This window comes from Candidatus Pelagibacter sp. PS_31 (assembly GCF_059417865.1).
The window spans coordinates 1,141,805-1,161,782 of sequence record NZ_CM182069.1 but is presented as its reverse complement, the minus strand read 5'-3'; the positions used below and the strand labels follow the sequence as shown (position 1 = coordinate 1,161,782).

General features: G+C 31.7%; 16 protein-coding genes. All 16 read left to right on the top strand.

Translation table 11 applies throughout. The features are described from left to right. Position 1: 1 nt before the first annotated feature. The 16 genes from AC5SLN_RS06125 to priA are packed head-to-tail and all read left to right on the top strand — an operon-like array spanning position 2 to position 19,903. On the top strand, positions 2-1,630 hold the full coding sequence (locus tag AC5SLN_RS06125; protein WP_494593259.1) for an acyl-CoA synthetase: 1,629 nt from the start codon (positions 2-4) through the stop codon (positions 1,628-1,630). Next, positions 1,627-2,403 (top strand): alpha/beta fold hydrolase, encoded by a 777-nt coding sequence (locus tag AC5SLN_RS06120; protein ID WP_494593258.1) that lies wholly within the window; start codon positions 1,627-1,629, stop codon positions 2,401-2,403. The genes AC5SLN_RS06125 and AC5SLN_RS06120 overlap by 4 nt, the downstream gene beginning before the upstream one ends. Next, positions 2,400-3,509: a dimethylsulfoniopropionate demethylase gene (locus tag AC5SLN_RS06115; RefSeq protein WP_494593256.1), complete on the top strand. Its 1,110-nt coding sequence runs from the start codon at positions 2,400-2,402 to the stop codon at positions 3,507-3,509. Before AC5SLN_RS06120 ends, AC5SLN_RS06115 begins: the two co-directional genes overlap by 4 nt. Positions 3,510-3,529: 20 nt before the next feature. Further along, complete coding sequence (locus AC5SLN_RS06110) at positions 3,530-4,531, top strand: aspartate-semialdehyde dehydrogenase (RefSeq protein ID WP_271564582.1); 1,002 nt, start codon at positions 3,530-3,532, stop codon at positions 4,529-4,531. Continuing rightward, the gene (sdhC, locus tag AC5SLN_RS06105) at positions 4,524-4,907 is read left to right on the top strand and encodes a succinate dehydrogenase, cytochrome b556 subunit (protein WP_494593255.1); all 384 of its coding nucleotides are present in this window, start codon (positions 4,524-4,526) and stop codon (positions 4,905-4,907) included. The genes AC5SLN_RS06110 and sdhC overlap by 8 nt, the downstream gene beginning before the upstream one ends. A gap of 1 nt (position 4,908) precedes the next feature. Continuing rightward, positions 4,909-5,235, top strand: a complete 327-nt coding sequence (gene sdhD, locus AC5SLN_RS06100) for a succinate dehydrogenase, hydrophobic membrane anchor protein (protein ID WP_018413620.1) — start codon at positions 4,909-4,911, stop codon at positions 5,233-5,235. Then, on the top strand, positions 5,235-7,007 hold the full coding sequence (sdhA, locus tag AC5SLN_RS06095) for a succinate dehydrogenase flavoprotein subunit (protein ID WP_494593253.1): 1,773 nt from the start codon (positions 5,235-5,237) through the stop codon (positions 7,005-7,007). Before sdhD ends, sdhA begins: the two co-directional genes overlap by 1 nt. Further along, positions 7,007-7,780, top strand: a complete 774-nt coding sequence (locus AC5SLN_RS06090) for a succinate dehydrogenase iron-sulfur subunit (RefSeq protein ID WP_011281565.1) — start codon at positions 7,007-7,009, stop codon at positions 7,778-7,780. Before sdhA ends, AC5SLN_RS06090 begins: the two co-directional genes overlap by 1 nt. Before the next feature lie 24 nt (positions 7,781-7,804). Beyond that, on the top strand, positions 7,805-9,298 hold the full coding sequence (locus AC5SLN_RS06085) for a CoA-acylating methylmalonate-semialdehyde dehydrogenase (RefSeq protein ID WP_494593251.1): 1,494 nt from the start codon (positions 7,805-7,807) through the stop codon (positions 9,296-9,298). Between the two features lie 8 nt (positions 9,299-9,306). Next, positions 9,307-10,269 carry a malate dehydrogenase gene (gene mdh, locus AC5SLN_RS06080; protein ID WP_494593249.1) on the top strand — a complete coding sequence of 321 codons (963 nt, stop codon included), beginning with the start codon at positions 9,307-9,309 and terminating at the stop codon, positions 10,267-10,269. After that, positions 10,269-11,429, top strand: a complete 1,161-nt coding sequence (gene sucC / locus AC5SLN_RS06075) for an ADP-forming succinate--CoA ligase subunit beta (protein WP_494593247.1) — start codon at positions 10,269-10,271, stop codon at positions 11,427-11,429. Before mdh ends, sucC begins: the two co-directional genes overlap by 1 nt. A 1-nt stretch (position 11,430) precedes the next feature. After that, on the top strand, positions 11,431-12,306 hold the full coding sequence (sucD, locus tag AC5SLN_RS06070; protein WP_011281561.1) for a succinate--CoA ligase subunit alpha: 876 nt from the start codon (positions 11,431-11,433) through the stop codon (positions 12,304-12,306). 34 nt (positions 12,307-12,340) lie between these two features. Next, positions 12,341-15,244, top strand: coding sequence for a 2-oxoglutarate dehydrogenase E1 component (locus AC5SLN_RS06065; protein ID WP_494593245.1), 2,904 nt, complete (start codon positions 12,341-12,343; stop codon positions 15,242-15,244). 2 nt (positions 15,245-15,246) lie between these two features. Continuing rightward, positions 15,247-16,524, top strand: coding sequence for a 2-oxoglutarate dehydrogenase complex dihydrolipoyllysine-residue succinyltransferase (odhB, locus tag AC5SLN_RS06060; protein WP_278386707.1), 1,278 nt, complete (start codon positions 15,247-15,249; stop codon positions 16,522-16,524). Continuing rightward, positions 16,525-17,925: a dihydrolipoyl dehydrogenase gene (gene lpdA, locus AC5SLN_RS06055; RefSeq protein WP_494593243.1), complete on the top strand. Its 1,401-nt coding sequence runs from the start codon at positions 16,525-16,527 to the stop codon at positions 17,923-17,925. A gap of 22 nt (positions 17,926-17,947) precedes the next feature. Next, the gene (gene priA / locus AC5SLN_RS06050) at positions 17,948-19,903 is read left to right on the top strand and encodes a replication restart helicase PriA (RefSeq protein WP_494593241.1); all 1,956 of its coding nucleotides are present in this window, start codon (positions 17,948-17,950) and stop codon (positions 19,901-19,903) included. Positions 19,904-19,978: the final 75 nt, after the last annotated feature.

The following is a 19,978-nucleotide window of genomic DNA, read 5'->3' as shown; positions in this document are numbered from 1 at the left end:
TATGAGTCATTACGATACAAATTTAGATAAAAATGAGGCTAATTATGTTCCTCTTTCTCCTTTAACATTCTTAGAAAGAACTAAAGATATATATCCAAATTATGAAGCCTTAGTTTATGAAAGTAGGTCGTATACTTGGGAAGAAGTTTATAAAAGATGTGTTAAGTTTGCTAGCGCATTAGATAAATTGGGTGTGAAAATTGGAGATACAGTTTCTATAATGGCTTTCAATACACCAGAAATTTTTGAAGCACATTATTCAATACCTATGGTGGGGGCAGTAATTAATGCAATCAATACAAGACTAGACCCCAATACTATAAGTTATATTTTACAACATAGTGATGCAAAGGTTTTAATTGTAGATAGACAATTTCATGATGTAATTGAGAAGGCTTTAAAAAATGTTAAAAATAAAATTACAATTATTGATATTGACGACCAGGACATAGACACAAGTTCTTTTAAAAAAATAGGTGAACTTGAGTATGAAAGTTTCTTAAACACAGGTAATGAAAATTATGAATGGAAAAAACCAAAAGATGAATGGGAAGCGATTTCATTAGGGTACACGTCAGGAACTACTGGAAACCCAAAAGGAGTAGTTTATCATCACAGAGGCTCATATTTGATGGCAACAGGTAGTGTTACAGCTTGGAATATGCCTAACAAATTAAATTTTTTATGTGTTGTCCCAATGTTTCATTGCAATGGTTGGTGTTATCCTTGGACATTAGCAATGCTGCACGCAAGAGTAATTTGTTTAAGAAATATTGATGTTAAAAAGATGTTTGAACTAATTGATAAATATGAAGTAACACATTTTGGTGGAGCTCCAATAGTTTTAAATATGATTGTTAATGCTCCTAAGGAAGATCAAAAAGCCTTAAAAAGAAAAGTCAATGTTTTAACTGCAGGTGCACCTCCACCTAGTATTATTTTTGAAAAAATGGAAAATCTTGGCTTTGAGGTTATGCATGTTTATGGATTAACAGAAACTTATGGTCATATGTTGCAGTGTGCGTGGAATGATGATTGGAATTCTTTAGAAAAAGATAAAAAGAATGAAATCAAAGCAAGGCAAGGTGTACGTTACCCAAACACAGAGGGCGCTATTGTAATGGATCCAGAAACAATGAAGCCAGTACCTAAAGATGGAAAGACTATGGGTGAAATTATGATTAGAGGGAATATTGTAATGAAGGGATATTACAAGGATAAAGAAGCAACAGATAAGTCAATGGCAGGTGGATGGTTTCATTCAGGAGATTTAGCTGTGACCCATCCTGATGGATATATAAAAATTCAAGATAGATCTAAAGATATTATTATCTCTGGAGGAGAAAATATTTCTTCAATAGAAATTGAAAATGCAATTGCAAAACACCCTTCAGTTTCTTTAGCAGCTGTAGTTGCTAAACCAGATGAAAAATGGGGAGAAACACCTTGTGCTTTTGTTGAATTAATTAAAGATAAGCCAGCAACAGAAAAAGAAATAATAGATTTTTGTAGAGAAACATTGGCAGGATTTAAACTTCCTAAGAGTGTTATTTTTTGTGATTTACCAAAAACTTCAACAGGAAAAATTCAAAAATTTGAACTTAGAAAGAAAGTTAAGGAATTAAGTTGATCTTTCAAGTAGACAACAAAAAAGTCTTTGCATCAGATTCAGGCCAAGGTATTGATAAAAAAAAATCTACAATAGTTTTGCTGCATGGAAGTGGTCTCTCACACATTGTTTGGTCCTTAACAGAACAGTATTTATCAAATCAAAATTATAATGTTTTAGCAATAGATTTACCTGGACATGGAAATTCTGAAGGTGATTGTTTAAAATCAATAGAAGAAATTTCAGATTGGTTAGAAAAAGTTTTTAAAAAACTTAATGTTTCTGAATTAACAATAATAGGTCATTCCCAAGGATGTTTGGAAGCATTGGAATATTCATTAAGGCATTCTAAAAGAGTTAAAAATTTAATATTTATAGGTGGTTCTTACAGAATGCCTGTTAATCAAGATTTAATTGATCTTGCTGAAAATGGAGATGATAAAGCAGTTCAGTTAATGATGAAATGGAGCTATGAGAATTATAAAAAATTCATTGGAGGTAATCCTGTGGAAAAAATTATTAATTCTCCAAGAAATATTAGAGAAGTTTTAGCCATCGATCTTATAGCTTGTAATAATTATAAAAATGGATCTGAGGCTTTGAAGTCAATCAAGTGTCCCACATTATTTATCTTTGGTGAGCTAGATAAGATGGTCAATATTGAAAAAGGTAAGAAATTTGCAGAGCTCGTTCTTAATTCAAAAACTCATATAATAAAAGATTGTGGACACATGATTATGTTTGAAAAAGCTTTTGAAATGAGAGAAAAGATCTCTGAATTTTTAAAAAAATGAAAAATTTTTCAATAGCAAAATCAAGAAGATTAAGAAGTACTCCTTATACCTCAAGAATAGAGAAGCAAGGAGTTACAGCATACACAATATATAATCATATGTTGTTACCTGCTGCATTTGGATCAATAGAGAATAGCTACAAACATTTAAAAGAACATGTTCAGATATGGGATGTCGCTGCAGAAAGACAAGTAGAAATATCAGGAAAAGACTCGGCAGAGTTAGTACAATTGATGACATGTCGGGATCTATCAAAATCTAAAATAGGCAGATGTTATTATTGTCCAATAATAGATGAAAATGGAAATTTAGTTAATGACCCAGTTGTTTTAAAACTTGATGAAAATAAATGGTGGATATCAATAGCAGATTCGGATGTAATCTTTTTTGCCAAAGGCTTAGCATCAGGACACAAATTTGATGTTAAAATTGTAGAACCAGTAGTTGATATTATGGCAATACAAGGTCCAAAATCCTTTGCGTTAATGGAAAAAGTTTTTGGAAAAAAAATTACTGAGCTAAAATTCTTTGGGTTTGATTATTTTGATTTTGAAGGCACAAAGCACCTTATAGCTAGATCAGGATGGTCTAAACAAGGAGGATATGAAGTATACGTTGAAAACACACAGTCAGGACAAAAATTGTATGACCATCTTTTTGAAGTTGGAAAAGAATTTAATGTAGGGCCAGGATGTCCGAATTTAATAGAGAGAATTGAGAGTGCACTGTTATCTTATGGTAATGACTTTGATAATAACGACAATCCATTTGAATGTGGTTTTGATCAATATGTTAGCTTAGATAGTGATATAAATTTTTTAGGAAAAGAAAAATTGAAAGAAATAAAATTAAAAGGACCCCAAAAAAAATTAAGGGGAGTTAAAATTGATATAAAAGAAATTAGTCTTACTGGATCAAAAAACATATATGATGAAAATGATAATGTGATTGGTGAATTAAGATCGGCTTGTTATTCACCTCATTTTCAAAAGGTTATAGGCATAGCAATGATCAAGAAATCCCACTGGGAAGCATCTCAAGGCTTTAAAATTCAAATAAACGATAGTACCATTAATGGAAACGTTTGTGATTTACCCTTCATCTAGTATAAAAGTAAAATAATATCATGAATATAGCAATTGTAGGAGCCACAGGTAATGTTGGAAGAAAAATGCTCGAAGTATTAGAGCAGAAAAAAATTTCAATAGACCAATTATTTTTAGTTGCCTCTCCAAGGAGTGCTGGTCAAAAAGTAAATTTTAATGGTAAGGAGCATGAGATTTTTAACTTAGAGACTTATGATTTCTCAAAAGCTGAAATTACCTTTTTTGCAGCTGGTGGAAAAATATCAGAAAAATATGCAGAAAAAGCAGCAAAACATACTACAGTAATTGATAATTCTAGCTTTTTCAGAATGGATCAAGATGTACCTTTAATTGTTCCACAAGTGAATCCAGAAGCAATTAATGTTTTAAAAAAAAATATTATTGCTAATCCAAACTGTTCTACAGCACAATTAGTAATAGCTCTAAAACCTTTACATGATGAATTTAATATAAAAAGAGTAGTTATATCAACTTATCAATCCGTATCTGGTGGTGGTAAAGCATCAATGGATGAATTGATTGAACAAACTAAATTATCATTAGATAAAAAGAAAATAAATTCTAAAAATTTTACTAAACAAATTGCATTTAATGCAATTCCTCACATAGATGTTTTTGCAGATGATGGTTACACAAAAGAAGAATTAAAGATGGTTAACGAAACAAAAAAGATTTTAGATGACAAAATTGAGCTAACTGCAACATGCGTAAGAATTCCAGTGCTAGTTTCTCATGCTGAATCTGTAAATATTGAATTTGAAAAACCATTTAGCTTACAAACAATACACTCTTTATTAGATAGTGCAGAGGGATGTGAGGTGTATGATAAAAGAGAAGATGGAGGCTACATTACTCCTTTAGAGGCAGAAGGTAAAAATGAAACTTATATTTCTAGGATTAGAGAAGATAAAACAAAAAAAAATACACTCAATATGTGGATAGTATCAGATAATTTATTAAGAGGTGCTGCACTGAATGCAGTAGAAATAGCTGAGCTTTTAATTAGGAAGAATAATGGATAATAACAACCCTTTATCACCACACATTCAAATTTATAGATGGCACATATCTTCTTTGGTTTCTATTTCTCATAGGATTACAGGAATAGTTAATATATTTGCAATAACAGTAATTTGTTTGTGGATATTTTCTTTGTTGTTAGGAGAATCTAGCTACGATCTAACAAAATTATTTTTGCAATCTATTTTTGGAAAATTTATTATTATTTGTTTAACTTGGTCTTTTAGCTTTCAGGTATTGAGTGAAATAAGACATTTAGTAATGGATCTTGGTTATGGTTTTGAAATAAAGACCACAAAGATTACAGGTTTGTTGGTAATTTTTGGATCTATTTTTTTTACAATTCTATTTTATCTATTAGGAAGGAATTTTATTTAAAATGAACTCTGTAACAAAAAAATGGCTGTTCATGAAAATTAGTTCAGTAATTTTAGTACCTTTAATGATCTGGTTTATTCTAAATTTAGTTTCAATTTTTGATAAAGATTATATTGAGGTTGTTAATTTCTTTACCACTCAACCATCTAAAATTTTAGTTTCTTTAACACTAGTATTTGCTTACTTTTTTTCTGCCCTAAGTATTAGCGAGGTATTTGAAGATTATATTCAGAATGAAAAAATCAAAAATGCCGCAAACAAAGTACTTAATATTTTTGCTATAATAATGCCAATTATAACAATAACTGTAATATTGAATTTAAACTAATGAGCTCATATAAAATAATAGACCATGAATACGATGTCATCGTACTTGGTGCTGGAGGATCAGGTCTAAGAGCTGCTGTTGGTTTAAGTGAAGCTGGTTTAAAGACAGCCTGCATTTCAAAAGTATTTCCAACAAGAAGTCATACCTCAGCTGCTCAAGGAGGAATTTCTGCATCTTTAGGGAATATGGGTGAAGATGATTGGCGTTGGCATATGTATGATACTGTTAAAGGTGCTGACTGGTTAGGTGACCAAGATAGTATTGAGTATCTTTGTAAAGAAGCTCCAGCTGCTGTTATAGAGTTAGAAAAATATGGAGTTCCATTTAGCAGAACTGATGATGGCAAAATTTACCAAAGACCTTTTGGTGGAATGACAAAAAATTATGGTAATGGAATTGTTCAAAGAACATGTGCAGCTGCAGATAGAACTGGACACGCAATACTTCATACTCTTTATGGACAAGCTTTAAAACATAACACTGAATTTTTTATTGAATATTTTGCTTTAGATTTATTAATGAAGGACGGTGAATGCAAAGGTCTTATTGCTTGGAATTTAAATGATGGAACAATTCATAGATTTAGAGCACACAGCACAATAATTGCAACAGGGGGTTACGGAAAAGCTTATTATTCTGCAACTTCAGCACACACTTGTACTGGAGATGGAAATGCAATGGTTTTAAGAGCATGCTTACCATTACAAGATATGGAATTTGTACAATTTCACCCAACAGGAATTTATGGGCACGGAACTTTAATTTCTGAAGGTGTTAGAGGTGAAGGTGGATATTTAGTTAATTCAAAAGGTGAAAGATTTATGGAGCGTTACGCACCAAAAGCTAAAGACTTAGCATCTAGAGATGTAGTAAGTAGATCAATGTCAATTGAGATTAACGAAGGAAGAGGTGTGGGTAAAGAACAGGATCATGTTCATTTACACTTAAGTCATTTAGACAAAAATATTATTGAAAGTAGACTTCCAGGAATAACGGAAGCAGCAAGATTATTTGCAAATGTTGATGTAACTAAGGAGCCAATACCAGTAGTGCCCACTGTTCATTATAATATGGGAGGTATCCCAACAAACTATAAAGCTGAAGTATTAACAGGAAATGATTCTGAAACAGTTCCAGGATTAATGGCAATTGGTGAGGCTGCCTGTGTTTCTGTTCATGGAGCAAATAGATTGGGATCTAATTCTTTAATTGACCTGGTTGTATTTGGAAGAGCTGCAGCCAAGAGAGCTGCAGAACTTGTAAAACCAGGAACTCCACACGAGGATATAGGAGAGACTGAAACAGAAAAATGTTTAGAAAGATTTGATAAATTAAGAAACTCTAATGGTGAAAATAGTACTGCAGAACTTAGACTTTCAATGCAAAAAACTATGCAATCAAAGTGTGCTGTTTTTAGAACAGAAAAAACGCTTAAAGAAGGTGTTGATAATATTAGAAAAGCATACGATGGAATGGAATCAATTTCTGTAAAAGATAAGTCACTTGTTTTCAATACCGATTTAGTGGAAACATTGGAATTTGATAATTTGATAAGACAAGCAATTACAACAGTGGATTCTGCTTATAATAGACAAGAGAGTAGAGGTGCGCATGCAAGAGAAGATTTCCCAAAAAGAGATGATGAAAAATTTATGCAACACACTATTGCTTGGTGCAATGGAAAAGATTCAAAAATTGGATATAGACCAGTTACTAAAACAACTTTAACAAATGAAGTTCAATACTTTCCACCTCAAGAAAGAGTTTACTAGTGGTTCAAATAAATTTACCTAAAAATTCAGAAGTTCAAAAAGGTAACTATTACCAAGATAAGACTGGGTCAAAAAATATTAGAAAAGTAAATGTTTACAGATGGGATCCCTCAAATGGAGAAAACCCAAGAGTAGATACCTATGAAGTGGATATGGATAATTGTCCTTCAAAAGTATTAGATATTTTAAATAAAATTAAAAACGAAATTGACCCATCATTAGCTTATCGTAGATCGTGTGCACATGGAGTTTGTGGATCTTGTGCAATGAATATGGATGGTAAAAATGGTTTAGCATGTACAAAGCCTCATTCAGAAATTGAAGGTGATATAAATATTTATCCATTACCTCATTTAAAAGTTAAAAAAGATTTAATTGGTGATTTAAGTGGATTATACAAACAGTATGAATCAATCGAGCCATGGCTAAAAACAAATACAAAAGTTGAAACCACTGAGATATTACAAACTAAAGAAGACAGAGTAAAATTAGACGGTGCATATGAATGTATCATGTGTGCATGCTGCTCAACATCTTGTCCAAGTTATTGGTGGAATGGTGATAAATATTTAGGTCCTGCAGTTTTACTTCAGGCTTATAGATGGATAGTTGATAGTAGAGATGATGAAAAAAAAGAGAGACTAAAAAAAGTAGCTGATGAGCTTAAACTTTATAGATGTCATACTATTATGAATTGTACTAATGCTTGTCCAAAGGGATTAAATCCAGCAAAAGCTATAGCTGAATTGAAAAAAATGCTTGCAACAAGCTAATTACCCCTTTAAATAACACCATTCATGAATTTATTAGAACATTTTGTTGGCGGAAAGCTAATTTCAGGCTCTTCTGACAGAAAAAGTAAAGTTTTTAATCCAGCAACTGGTGAACAAGAGTCTGAGGTAAGATTAGCCAGTAAAACTGATCTAGATAAAGCTGTAGAAGTAGCCCAAAAAGCTTTTGAAACTTGGTCTTTAAAACCTTCACTTCAAAGAGCAAGGGTAATGTTTAAATTTAAAGAGTTAATAGAAAAAAATGCCGATGAACTTACAAAGTTAATAGTCTCAGAGCATGGGAAAGTTTATGAAGATGCCAAAGGTTCTTTAACAAGAGGACTAGAAGTTGTTGAATTTGCGTGTGGGATTCCACATTTACTTAAAGGAGAATTTTCAGAAAATGTAGGAACAAATGTAGATAGTTGGTCTATGCGACAACCACTTGGAGTTGTTGCTGGAATTACACCTTTTAATTTTCCTGCAATGGTGCCAATGTGGATGTTTCCTATTGCTATTGCATGTGGAAATACATTTATTTTAAAACCGTCAGAAAAAGATCCATCTTGCCCACTAAGATTAGCAGAATTACTAACAGAAGCAGGACTACCAGATGGTGTTTTTAATGTTGTTAATGGAGATAAAGAAGCTGTTGATGCAATTTTAACAAACAAAGATGTCAAAGCTGTAAGCTTTGTTGGCTCAACACCAATTGCAAAATATATTTATGAAAACTCTGCAAAAAATGAAAAAAGGGTTCAAGCTTTAGGTGGTGCAAAAAATCATTTAGTTGTAATGCCTGACTGTGACCTTGATGGTGCGGTAAATGGATTAATGGGTGCTGCATATGGGTCTGCAGGAGAGAGATGTATGGCACAATCAGTGGCAGTTGCTGTAGGAGATGTAGGTGATGAGCTAGTTGCTCGTTTATCAAAAAAAGCTGAAGCATTAAAAGTAGGACCTGGTATGGATAAAACATCTGAGATGGGTCCACTAGTTACCAAAGAACATTTAGAAAAAGTAAAAAGTTATGTTGATCTTGGAGTTGAAGAAGGTGCTAAATTAGTTGTTGATGGAAGAAATATAAAACTTCAAGGATATGAAAATGGTTTTTTTATAGGGGGTTGTTTATTTGATCACGTTAAAAAGGATATGAGAATTTATAAAGAAGAAATATTTGGACCTGTTTTATCAGTCATAAGAGTTAAAACTTTTGAAGAAGCAACAAAGTTAATTAACGACCATGAGTATGGTAATGGAGTAAGCATTTACACAAGAGATGGTGATGCTGGAAGAACGTTTGCTAGTAAAATTCAAGTTGGTATGGTTGGAATTAATGTTCCAATACCTGTACCAATGGCATTCCATAGTTTTGGTGGATGGAAAAGATCATTATTTGGAGATAGTGCAATGCACGGAGCTGAAGGAATTAAATTTTATACAAAGCTTAAAACAGTAACATCAAGATGGCCTTCTGGAATAAGATCTAATGCAGAATTTGTCATGCCAACAATGAAATAAGGAGAGAAATGAAAAAAATATGTTTAATAGGAGCAGGTCAAATTGGGGGCACTCTTGCTCACTTAATAGGAACTAAAGAAGTAGCTGATGAGGTGGTACTTTTTGATGTTGCAAGTGGTATAGCTAAAGGAAAAGCTCTAGACATAGCTCAATCTTCCTCTGTTGATGGTTTTAATGTAAAATTTTCAGGTACAGACAATTATGAAGATATAAAAGATTCAGATGTAATAATAATCACTGCAGGAGTTCCAAGAAAACCAGGAATGAGCAGAGATGATTTATTAGGTATTAATTTAAAAATTATTAAACAAGTAGCAGAGGGTATTAAAAAAAATGCACCCAATGCATTTGTAATATGCATTACAAATCCACTAGACGTTATGGTGATGGCCTTTCAAAAATTTTCAGGCTTACCAGCAAATAAAGTAGTTGGAATGGCAGGAATTTTGGACAGCTCAAGATTTAAATTATTTTTATCCCTAGAGCTTAATGTTCCGGTAAAAGAAATTGAAGCAATGGTTATGGGAGGTCATGGAGACACAATGGTTCCCCTACCAAGATTCACAAAAGTTTCAGGTAAACCATTATTAGACTTAGTTAAAGAAGGAAAAATATCTCCAGAAAGGTTAGAAGAAATTAATCAAAGAACTAGAGATGGAGGAGCTGAGATTGTTAAATATTTAGAAAAAGGTTCTGCATTTTATGCGCCAGCAGCTTCAGGTGTACAAATGGCAGAAGCATATTTAAAAGATGAAAAAAAATTACTTCCATGTGCAGTTCATTTAAATGGTGAATATGGAGTTAGTAATGTTTATGCTGGTGTACCAGTAATAATTGGTAAAGATGGTGTTGAAAAAATAGAGCAAATAGATTTAGATGAAAAAGAAAAAAAAGAATTTATGCACTCTATAGATGCTGTGAAAGCATTATGGGAAGCTGCATCTAAAATAGATCCAGATCTTTCTAAATAATGAATATTCACGAACACCAGGCCAAGCAAATTTTAAAAAAATATGGAGCGGTAGTTCCTGAAGGAGTTTTTGCTTTTACAGTTGATGAGTTGATTGAAAAAGCAAAATCATTAAAAACAGAAAAATTTGTTTTAAAAGCACAAATTCATGCTGGTGGACGAGGTAAAGCTGGAGGTGTAAAAATTTTAAACACAATTGATGAATTAAGTGTTGCTGCAAAAGAATTGCTTGGAAAAACACTCGTAACACATCAAACTAGCCCAGCAGGAAGAGAAGTAAAAAGATTATATGTAGAAGAGTCCTCTAATATTGATAAAGAATTTTATTTATCTTGTTTAGTAGATAGAGCAAGTTCAAAAATAGTATTTATATCCAGCGATCAAGGTGGAATGGACATTGAAGAAGTTGCAGAAAAAACTCCAGAAAAAATTATAACAACTAAAATAGATATTACTGATGAAATTTCTGATGCTGACTGTGAAAAAATAATTGCAATTTATGCTTTAGCAGATGATGCAAAAAAACAAGCAATAGCACTGATAAAATCAGTATATAAAATGTTTTTAGGTACAGACGCCAACATGGTTGAAGTTAACCCACTAATATTAACTAAAGAAAAAAAAATAATTTGTTTAGATGCAAAAGTTAATTTTGACTCTAATGCTTTATTTAGACATCCTGAAATAATCGAGCTTAGGGATTTAAATGAAGAAGATCCCACAGAAATAGATGCGAGTAAACACGATCTTGCTTACATAAAGCTAGATGGAAGCATTGGCTGCATGGTCAATGGAGCAGGTCTTGCAATGGCAACAATGGATATAATTAAATTATATGGTGAAGAGCCAGCAAATTTTTTAGATGTTGGAGGAGGAGCTTCAAAAGAAAAAGTTTCAGCTGCTCTTAAGATTATTCTTTCGGACAAAAATGTTAAAGGCATATTAATAAACATTTTTGGGGGAATTATGAGATGTGATGTCCTTGCTCAAGGTGTTGTTGATGCTGCCAAAGAAATAAATATAAGTGTTCCATTAGTAGTTAGACTTGCAGGAACAAACTTTAAAGAAGGAAAAGAAATTTTAGATAATTCAGGATTAAAATTAATTTCAGCAGAAAATTTAGATGATGCTGCAAAAAAAATAGTTAAGGCTATAAAATAGAATGTCAGTTTTAATTGATAAAAATACAAAAGTTATATGCCAAGGTTTTACAGGTACACATGGAACTTTTCATTCAGAACAAGCATTAAAATATGGAACTAATCTTGTGGGTGGAGTTACTCCTAAAAAAGGAGGACAAAAACATCTTGACCGTCCAGTATTTAATACTGTAGCTGAAGCAAAACAAGAAGTTGGCGCTGATGCAACTATGATTTATGTGCCAGCAAAATTTGCAGCAGCAGCTATTATAGAAGCAATTGATGCATCCATTGAGCTTATAGTTTGTATTACCGAAGGTGTACCAATTCAAGATATGCTTCGTGTAAAACAAAAGTTAAATAATTCAAAAAGCAGATTGATAGGACCTAATTGTCCAGGAATAATTACGCCTGATGAATGTAAGATTGGAATTATGCCTGGAAACATTCACAAGAAAGGTTCTGTGGGAATTGTTTCAAGATCAGGAACTTTAACTTATGAGGCAGTTGCACAAACAACTGAAAATGGATTAGGACAATCTACTTGTATAGGAATTGGTGGAGATCCGATAAATGGAACAAACTTTATTGATTGTTTAGATTTATTTTTAAATGATGCTGAGACGGAATCTATTCTTATGATTGGTGAAATTGGCGGTTCTGCTGAAGAAGAAGCAGCTGAATTTGTTAAAAATCATAAAATAAAAAAACCTATGGTTGGATTTGTTGCTGGAATAACAGCACCTCCAGGAAGAACAATGGGTCATGCAGGAGCTATTATTTCAGGTGGTAAGGGCGGAGCAGAAGATAAGATAAAAAAAATGGAAGAATGTGGAATTACAATTGCAAAATCACCATCAGAACTTGGCAAAACATTATTTAATAAATTATCTAATTGAAAATTATTTATCTGATATTATATCAATAGAATAGATGTCATCATCAAAAAATCTCGAATTCGAAAAAACTTCATTTCTTAGCAAGTCTAACAGTGCATTTATAGAGCAAATGTATTTAAAGTTTATAAATAAAGACAAAGATCTTCCTGAAAGCTGGAAAAATTATTTTGAGGGTATGAGTGAAGATTTAAGTATGATTGCCAAAGAAATTAATGGTCCATCATGGAATATAAAAAAAAAAATTGATATCGATGAAGTTGAAAAAAGGATTGAAGAAGATGAAAAAAAACTTTCTAATGAAGGCAACATTGCAAAAGTTAATTCAAAAGATTTAGTCAAAAGTAATATTAACTCAATTAGAGCTGTTGCATTAATTAGAGCATATAGACAAAGAGGACATTTATTAGCTAAGCTTGATCCTCTAGGGATGATGGAAACAGAATATCTAGACGAACTTCATCCTGAGCATTATGGATTTAAAAAAGAAAATTATGATGAGAAAATTTACTTAGATGGTGTAATTAATAAAGAACACTCTACTATAAAAGAAATATTAAATTTCCTAAATAAAACTTACTGTGGTCCAATTGGTTATGAATATATGCATATATCAAACCCAACAGAAAGAAAATGGCTTAGAGATAGAATTGAGCAAGATGAGAACTCTCTTCAATTTACGAAAAATGGTAAAGAAGCTATTTTAATGAAACTAATTCAAGCAGAAGGTTTTGAAAAATTTTTACATAAAAAATATGTGGGAACAAAAAGATTTGGTTTAGATGGGGGAGAAGGTTTAATACCTGCACTAGAACAAATAATTAAAATTGGTGGGCAAGCTGAAGTTAAAGAAGTCAAAATTGGTATGTCTCATCGAGGAAGACTCAATGTATTAGCAAATGTATTACAAAAATCTTACAAAAGAATATTTAATGAATTTGCAGGAGATATTCAAACATCAGGGGAAGAAGGTGCAGGAGATGTAAAATACCATCTAGGGGCATCATCAAATAGAGAGTTTGATGGCAATTCTGTGCATGTTAGTCTTACAGATAACCCTTCACATTTAGAGGCAGTCAATCCTGTGGTACTTGGACAAACTCGAGCAAAACAATTTTTTCACAAAGATAAAGAAAGAAATAAAGTTATACCAATTCTGATACATGGAGATGCAGCCTTTGCTGGACAAGGAGTTGTGGCTGAATGTTTTGCTATGTCTGGTTTACCAGGCCATAATACAGGCGGTACAATTCATATTATTGTTAATAATCAAATAGGCTTTACTACAAGCCCAAGATTCGCAAGATCATCACCATATCCATCTGATGTTGCAAAAATGGTAGACGCTCCAATACTTCATGTGAATGGAGATGATCCAGAAGCAGTTGTTTATGCAACAAGGATTGCAACAGAATTTAGATTAAAATTTAATAGAGACGTAGTGGTTGATTTGATCTGTTATAGAAGATTCGGACATAATGAAGGAGACGAACCTTCTTTTACACAGCCATTGATGTATAAAAAGATTAGGTCTCACCCCACACCAGTTGAGCTGTATGGGAAAAAATTAGTAAATGAAAATACACTTTCAGAAAGTGAGTTAAGTAAATTTAAAACAGATTTTAAAAATTTGCTTGATGATCAATATAAAAATGCAAAAGACTATAAACCAAAAATAGAATGGTATGAGGGAACATGGTCAAGATATAAACCAGAAAGAGGAAAAGATAAAAGAGGTGTAAGTGGCTATGATCAACAAAAACTTTTAGAAATTTCTGAAAAAATTAATGCAACTCCAGAAAAATTAAAATTACATAAAACTATTGTTAAAATTTTAGATGCTAGGAAAGCATCGGTATCTAATGGAAAAGGTATTGACTGGTCAACCGCTGAAGCACTAGCATTTGGATCATTGTTAGAAGAAGGTTATCCAGTAAGATTAGTTGGACAAGATTCTGGTAGAGGAACATTTAGTCAAAGACATTCAGTTTTGAGGAATCAAGAAGACAACTCTAGATATATACCTTTAAATAATATTAAAAAAAATCAAATGAGATACGAAATAGTTGATAGTTTTTTATCAGAATTAGCAGTTTTAGGTTTTGAGTATGGATATAGTTTAGTTGAACCTAATACTTTAACTATTTGGGAAGCACAATTTGGAGATTTTGCAAATGGAGCACAAGTAGTTATTGATCAGTTTATTGCATCAGGAGAAAGAAAATGGACTAGAGCATCTGGGCTAGTAATGCTTTTACCTCATGGATATGAAGGCCAAGGACCAGAACACTCTTCAGCAAGACTAGAAAGATTTTTACAACTATGCGCAAATGATAACTTACAAGTATTGAATTGCACAACTCCTGCAAATTATTATCATGCTTTAAGACGCCAAATGCATAGAGAATTTAGAAAGCCATTAATAATAATGACTCCAAAATCTTTGTTAAGAAATAAATATTGTGTTTCCAATATAGAAGACTTTAATAAAGATACTTTTTTTCACAGAATCTTATGGGATCACGCACTAGATGAAGAAAATGGATTTATAAAATTAAAAGAAAGCTCAAAAATAAAAAAAGTAATTTTATGTTCAGGAAAAGTTTATTTTGATCTACTAGAAGCGAGAGAAAAACTTAAGAAAGACGATGTAGTGTTGTACAGAGTTGAACAACTTTATCCTTTTCCAGTTAAAAGTTTAGTTAGAGAAATCAAAAAGTATGCAAAAAATGCTAAATTTTATTGGTGCCAGGAAGAACCAAAAAATATGGGAGCATGGTTTTCTGTAAGAGATTATATACAATGGACATTAGAAACTATTAACGCTAATAATAAGGAAATTTCTTATATAGGAAGAAGTCCAGACGCGTCTCCAGCTACAGGGTTTGCAAAAAGACATATTTCACAACAGCAAGAAATTATTAACAAGGTTTTTGAATAAAAATGAGTGAAAAAATTTTAGTACCAGTTCTTGGAGAAAGCATTACTGAAGCGACAGTTGCTAAGTGGCTTAAGAAAGAAGGCGATACAGTGGTAGCTGATGAGGCAATTGTAGAATTAGAAACTGATAAAGTTAATTTAGAAGTACCATCTCCAATTGATGGGGTTTTGTCCGAAATAAATTCTAAAGATGGAGAAACAGTCGAAGTAGGTGCTCTTCTTGGTATGATAAGTCAAAATGGAGCTCAACCATCTGAAAAAAAGATAATTACAAAAATTGAACCTAAGAAAACAGAAAATAATGTAGTTAATTTAGAAATTAAAAAAGAAGCTCCTAAAGTTTTTAAAGAACCTGAAGAGGAAGAGCCATTGGTATTAACCAATGAGGTTAAAGAGGAGAAAACTAATTCTTCAAATAATAATAATGAAATACTTTCACCAGCAGTAAGAAAAATTGTAGTTGAAAATAAAATTGATTTAAAAAAAGTTAGTGGCTCTGGTAAAGAGGGTAGAGTTCTTAAAGGTGACCTAATTAGTATGATGGGAGAGAACCCTCAACCATCAGAAAGAAAAATTAAATATGGTCAAGAAGAGAGAATTAAAATGTCTAGGCTTAGACAAACAATTGCAAAAAGATTAAAACAAGCACAAGAAAATGCAGCATTATTAACAACTTTCAATGAAGTTGATATGACTGGCATAATGGAAATGAGAAAAGAGAACCAGGAAGACTTCCAAAGCAGGTACGGAATTAAATTAGGGTTCATGTCATTTTTTGTAAAAGCATGTGTTGCTGCACTAAAAATGTATCCATCAGTTAATGCTGAAATTGATGGAGATGAAATTATTTATAAAAATTATTATAATATGAGTTTTGCAGTAGGAACTGAAAAAGGATTAGTAGTACCAGTATTAAGGGATGCAGATCAATTGTCATTTGCTGATATTGAAAAAAATATTAAAACTATTTCTGAAAAAGCGAGAGATGGAAAAATAACCATAGAAGACCTTCAGGGTGGAACTTTTACAATTAGTAATGGTGGAGTGTATGGTTCAATGTTATCTACTCCAATATTAAACTTACCTCAATCTGGTGTATTAGGTATGCATAATATAGTCGAAAGACCAATGGTAGTTGATGGTGAGATTAAAATTAGACCTATTATGTATCTTGCCTTATCTTATGATCACAGAATTATAGATGGAAAAGAGTCAGTATCATTCTTAAAAATGGTTAAAGAAAATTTAGAGGATCCAAGAAGGTTATTTTTAAATATTTAAATGTCAGATAAATTTCAAGCAGTAGTAATAGGTGGTGGTCCAGGAGGTTATGTGTGTGCGATAAGATTAGCACAATTAGGACTTAAAACTGCATGTATAGAATCAAGAGGCTCATTAGGTGGAACCTGTTTAAATGTTGGGTGCATACCTTCAAAAAACTTGTTAAATATTTCTGAAAATTATCATAAGGCGCAAAATTTTTCTAAACTTGGCATAGAGGTGGGTGAGGTAAAGCTTAATCTTCAAAAAATGATGCAAAACAAGGACAAAGCAGTAACAATTTTAACTAAGGGTGTTGAATTTTTATTTAAGAAAAACAAAGTCACTTACTTTAAGGGTACCGGAAGCTTTAAATCTGCAAATAAAATTTCAATATTAGATGATCAAAAAAAAGAAACTATAATTGAAACAGATAAAACAGTTATTAGCACCGGGTCAGTTCCAGTTGCATTACCAGGTATTGAATTTGATGAAAAAATAATTGTATCTTCAACAGGAGCATTAACTTTAGAAACTGTGCCAAAAAAAATGGTTGTAGTTGGTGGTGGTTATATAGGGTTAGAGATGGGATCTGTTTGGTCTAGATTAGGTGCTGAGGTTCATGTGGTTGAATTTTTAGAGCATATTACTCCTGGTATGGATAGAGAAATATCTACAGAGTTTATGAAAATATTAAAGAAACAAGGAATTAATTTTCATATGCAGACAAAAGTAGAAGGAATTAAAAAAAATACTAATGGTGCTATAGTTTCAACATCAGATAAAGATGGAAAAAAAGCAGATTTTGATTGTGATGTAGTTCTTATATCTGTTGGTAGAAAACCTAATACAACTAACTTAAATTTAGAAGCAATTGGTGTTGAATTAGATGAAAAGAAAAGAATTAAAACTGACAAAACATTTCAAACAAATATTGAGAATGTATATGCTATTGGAGATGTAATTGATGGACCGATGCTTGCTCACAAAGCTGAGGACGAAGGTATTGCAGTTGCAGAAAATATTGCAGGACAATCAGGACATGTTAATTATGATATTATTCCTGGAGTTGTTTATACAACACCAGAGGTTGCTTCAATTGGGAAAACAGAAGAACAATTAAAAGAAGCAAATACTAAATATAAAATTGGTAAATTTTCATTTATGGCAAATTCAAGAGCTAAAGCAATTGATGAAGCAGAAGGTTTTGTGAAAATCTTAGCTGATGAAAAAACAGATAGAGTTTTAGGAGCACATATTATTGGACCTCATGCAGGTGAATTAATTGGAGAAATTGGAGTAGCAATGGAGTTTGGTGCTAGCGCTGAAGATATTGCAAGAACGTGTCATGCGCATCCAACATTCTCAGAAGCTGTAAAAGAAGCAGCTTTATCAGTAGATAAAAGAGCAATACACTCTTAAAGTATTTTCATATTATAAAAATATGAAAGTACCGATTCTTATACCAAATATTTTTAATCATCCATTTACCTATAATTCAGATTTAAATTTAAAGGTTGGAGACTACGTGGTAGTGCCTTTTGGAAAGTCAGAGGTGACTGGAGTTGTATGGGATGACTTTGAAAAAAAAACCAACAAAAATTTTGCTATTAAAAAAGTTTTAAGAAAATTAGATGTTCCACCATTAAAGAAAAATACAATTAAATTCTTAAATTGGTTTTCTGAATACAATATGACCCCTAAAGGTATGGCATTAAAATTGTTATTATTAAGTAGTGGCGCCATAGAAAAGTTACCAATTGAAGCTTATGAGCCATTTAAAATTGATATCAAAGAAAATGAAATAAAACTTTCTAAAGAGCAAAAAAATTCATTAAAAAAAATGAATGTATTAAATCAAAAATTTAGAGTTCATGTTTTACAAGGCACTACCGGCTCAGGTAAAACAATGGTCTATTTTGAAGCTTTAAAAGAGATAATTAATAAGGGTTTTCAGGGGTTAATTCTATTACCAGAAATCGGATTAACAGGACAATTTCAAAATAAATTTATAGAATTTTTTGGTTTCAAGCCTGCTGTGTGGCACTCAGGTGTTACAAAAAAAAATAAAGAAATTATTTGGAGTGGAATAGCAAATGATAAAATTAAAGTTGTAATTGGTGCTCGATCTTCATTATTTTTACCTTTTAAAAAACTAGGATTAATCATTGTTGATGAAGAACATGATCAATCTTATAAGCAAGATGAGGGAGTAACTTATAATGCAAGAGATATGGCAATTTCTAGGGCATCCTTTGAAAATATTCCAATTAATTTAATAACAGCCGTACCCTCTATTGAAACTTATGACAATATTAAAAAAGGCAAATATAGTTTATCAAAACTTGATCAAAGATATTTAAATGCATCTTTGCCAAAATATGAAATAATTAATCTAAATAATTCCAAACTTGAATCTCAATCCTGGATATCTAAAGAAACAATTGAGAAAGTAAAAGTTCATCTTGAAAAAAAAGATCAAGTATTATTTTTTTTAAATAGAAGAGGATTTTCACCCCATGTATTATGTAAAAAATGTTTTACTAGTTATTCATGTCCAAATTGTTCAATAAATTTGGTTTATCACAAAAACAAACAAAATTTATTGTGTCACTACTGCGGATACAAAGCTTTACTAAATAGGGACTGCTCGAAAGAAGGAAAATGTGATTTTATTTTTAGTGGGCCTGGAGTTGAAAGGATATCAGAAGAAGTAAAAAAAATTTTTCCCAACAAGGAAACATCAATATTTTCTAGCGATACAATGAATAAAAAAAGTTCAGCAGATATTTTGGAAAAAATTATAGATAATAAAATTCAAATTTTAATTGGAACTCAATTAATTTCTAAAGGATTTCACTTTCCAAGTTTAAATTGTATTGTTGTTGTTGATATCGATTTATCATCACAAGGTCATGACTTAAGAGGTGCAGAAAAGAATTTACAATTATATCATCAACTTTCAGGTAGAGCAGGAAGAACAGGAAAGTCAGCAACTGTTTATTTTCAAACTTACAATCTAAATACCAAAATGATAACAGACATTACCAATAAAGATCCTGATATTTTTTTAGATAAAGAACTTGATATTAGAAGGGAAAATAACCTTCCACCGTTTCAAAGATTCATTGCCTTAATAATTACTGGTAACAATGAAAGAGAACTTGAAAAAGAGGCTTATAAATTTAAAAGTTTTATAGAAAGTGCTGTTGATGGTAGAGTGCTAGGTCCTGTAAATGCACCTATATTTAGATTAAAAAGAAGGTTTAGAGTAAGACTTTTGATCAGGGGTCGAAAATCTCTAAAGGTTCAAAATTCCCTCTCAAAAGTCATTGAAAAATTCAAATTTCCAGCTGGAATGAAACTAACGGTTGATGTTGACCCAATAAACTTCAATTAACAAAGAAAAAACAAGACTTTTAGACAATGTGTGACTTGAAGAGCTAGGAGTCATATGTTAATTAAAACAAAATTT

What these genes read in the sequence shown, in the direction of transcription:
- AC5SLN_RS06115 (WP_494593256.1), top strand. Translation starts at nt 2,400, where the DNA reads ATGAAAAATTTTTCAATAGCAAAATCAAGAAGATTAAGAAGTACTCCT.
- sucC (WP_494593247.1), top strand. Translation starts at nt 10,269, where the DNA reads ATGAATATTCACGAACACCAGGCCAAGCAAATTTTAAAAAAATATGGA.
- priA (WP_494593241.1), top strand. Translation starts at nt 17,948, where the DNA reads ATGAAAGTACCGATTCTTATACCAAATATTTTTAATCATCCATTTACC.
- AC5SLN_RS06065 (WP_494593245.1), top strand. Translation starts at nt 12,341, where the DNA reads ATGTCATCATCAAAAAATCTCGAATTCGAAAAAACTTCATTTCTTAGC.
- AC5SLN_RS06085 (WP_494593251.1), top strand. Translation starts at nt 7,805, where the DNA reads ATGAATTTATTAGAACATTTTGTTGGCGGAAAGCTAATTTCAGGCTCT.
- sucD (WP_011281561.1), top strand. Translation starts at nt 11,431, where the DNA reads ATGTCAGTTTTAATTGATAAAAATACAAAAGTTATATGCCAAGGTTTT.
- lpdA (WP_494593243.1), top strand. Translation starts at nt 16,525, where the DNA reads ATGTCAGATAAATTTCAAGCAGTAGTAATAGGTGGTGGTCCAGGAGGT.
- AC5SLN_RS06125 (WP_494593259.1), top strand. Translation starts at nt 2, where the DNA reads ATGAGTCATTACGATACAAATTTAGATAAAAATGAGGCTAATTATGTT.
- mdh (WP_494593249.1), top strand. Translation starts at nt 9,307, where the DNA reads ATGAAAAAAATATGTTTAATAGGAGCAGGTCAAATTGGGGGCACTCTT.
- sdhC (WP_494593255.1), top strand. Translation starts at nt 4,524, where the DNA reads ATGGATAATAACAACCCTTTATCACCACACATTCAAATTTATAGATGG.
- sdhD (WP_018413620.1), top strand. Translation starts at nt 4,909, where the DNA reads ATGAACTCTGTAACAAAAAAATGGCTGTTCATGAAAATTAGTTCAGTA.
- AC5SLN_RS06110 (WP_271564582.1), top strand. Translation starts at nt 3,530, where the DNA reads ATGAATATAGCAATTGTAGGAGCCACAGGTAATGTTGGAAGAAAAATG.
- odhB (WP_278386707.1), top strand. Translation starts at nt 15,247, where the DNA reads ATGAGTGAAAAAATTTTAGTACCAGTTCTTGGAGAAAGCATTACTGAA.
- sdhA (WP_494593253.1), top strand. Translation starts at nt 5,235, where the DNA reads ATGAGCTCATATAAAATAATAGACCATGAATACGATGTCATCGTACTT.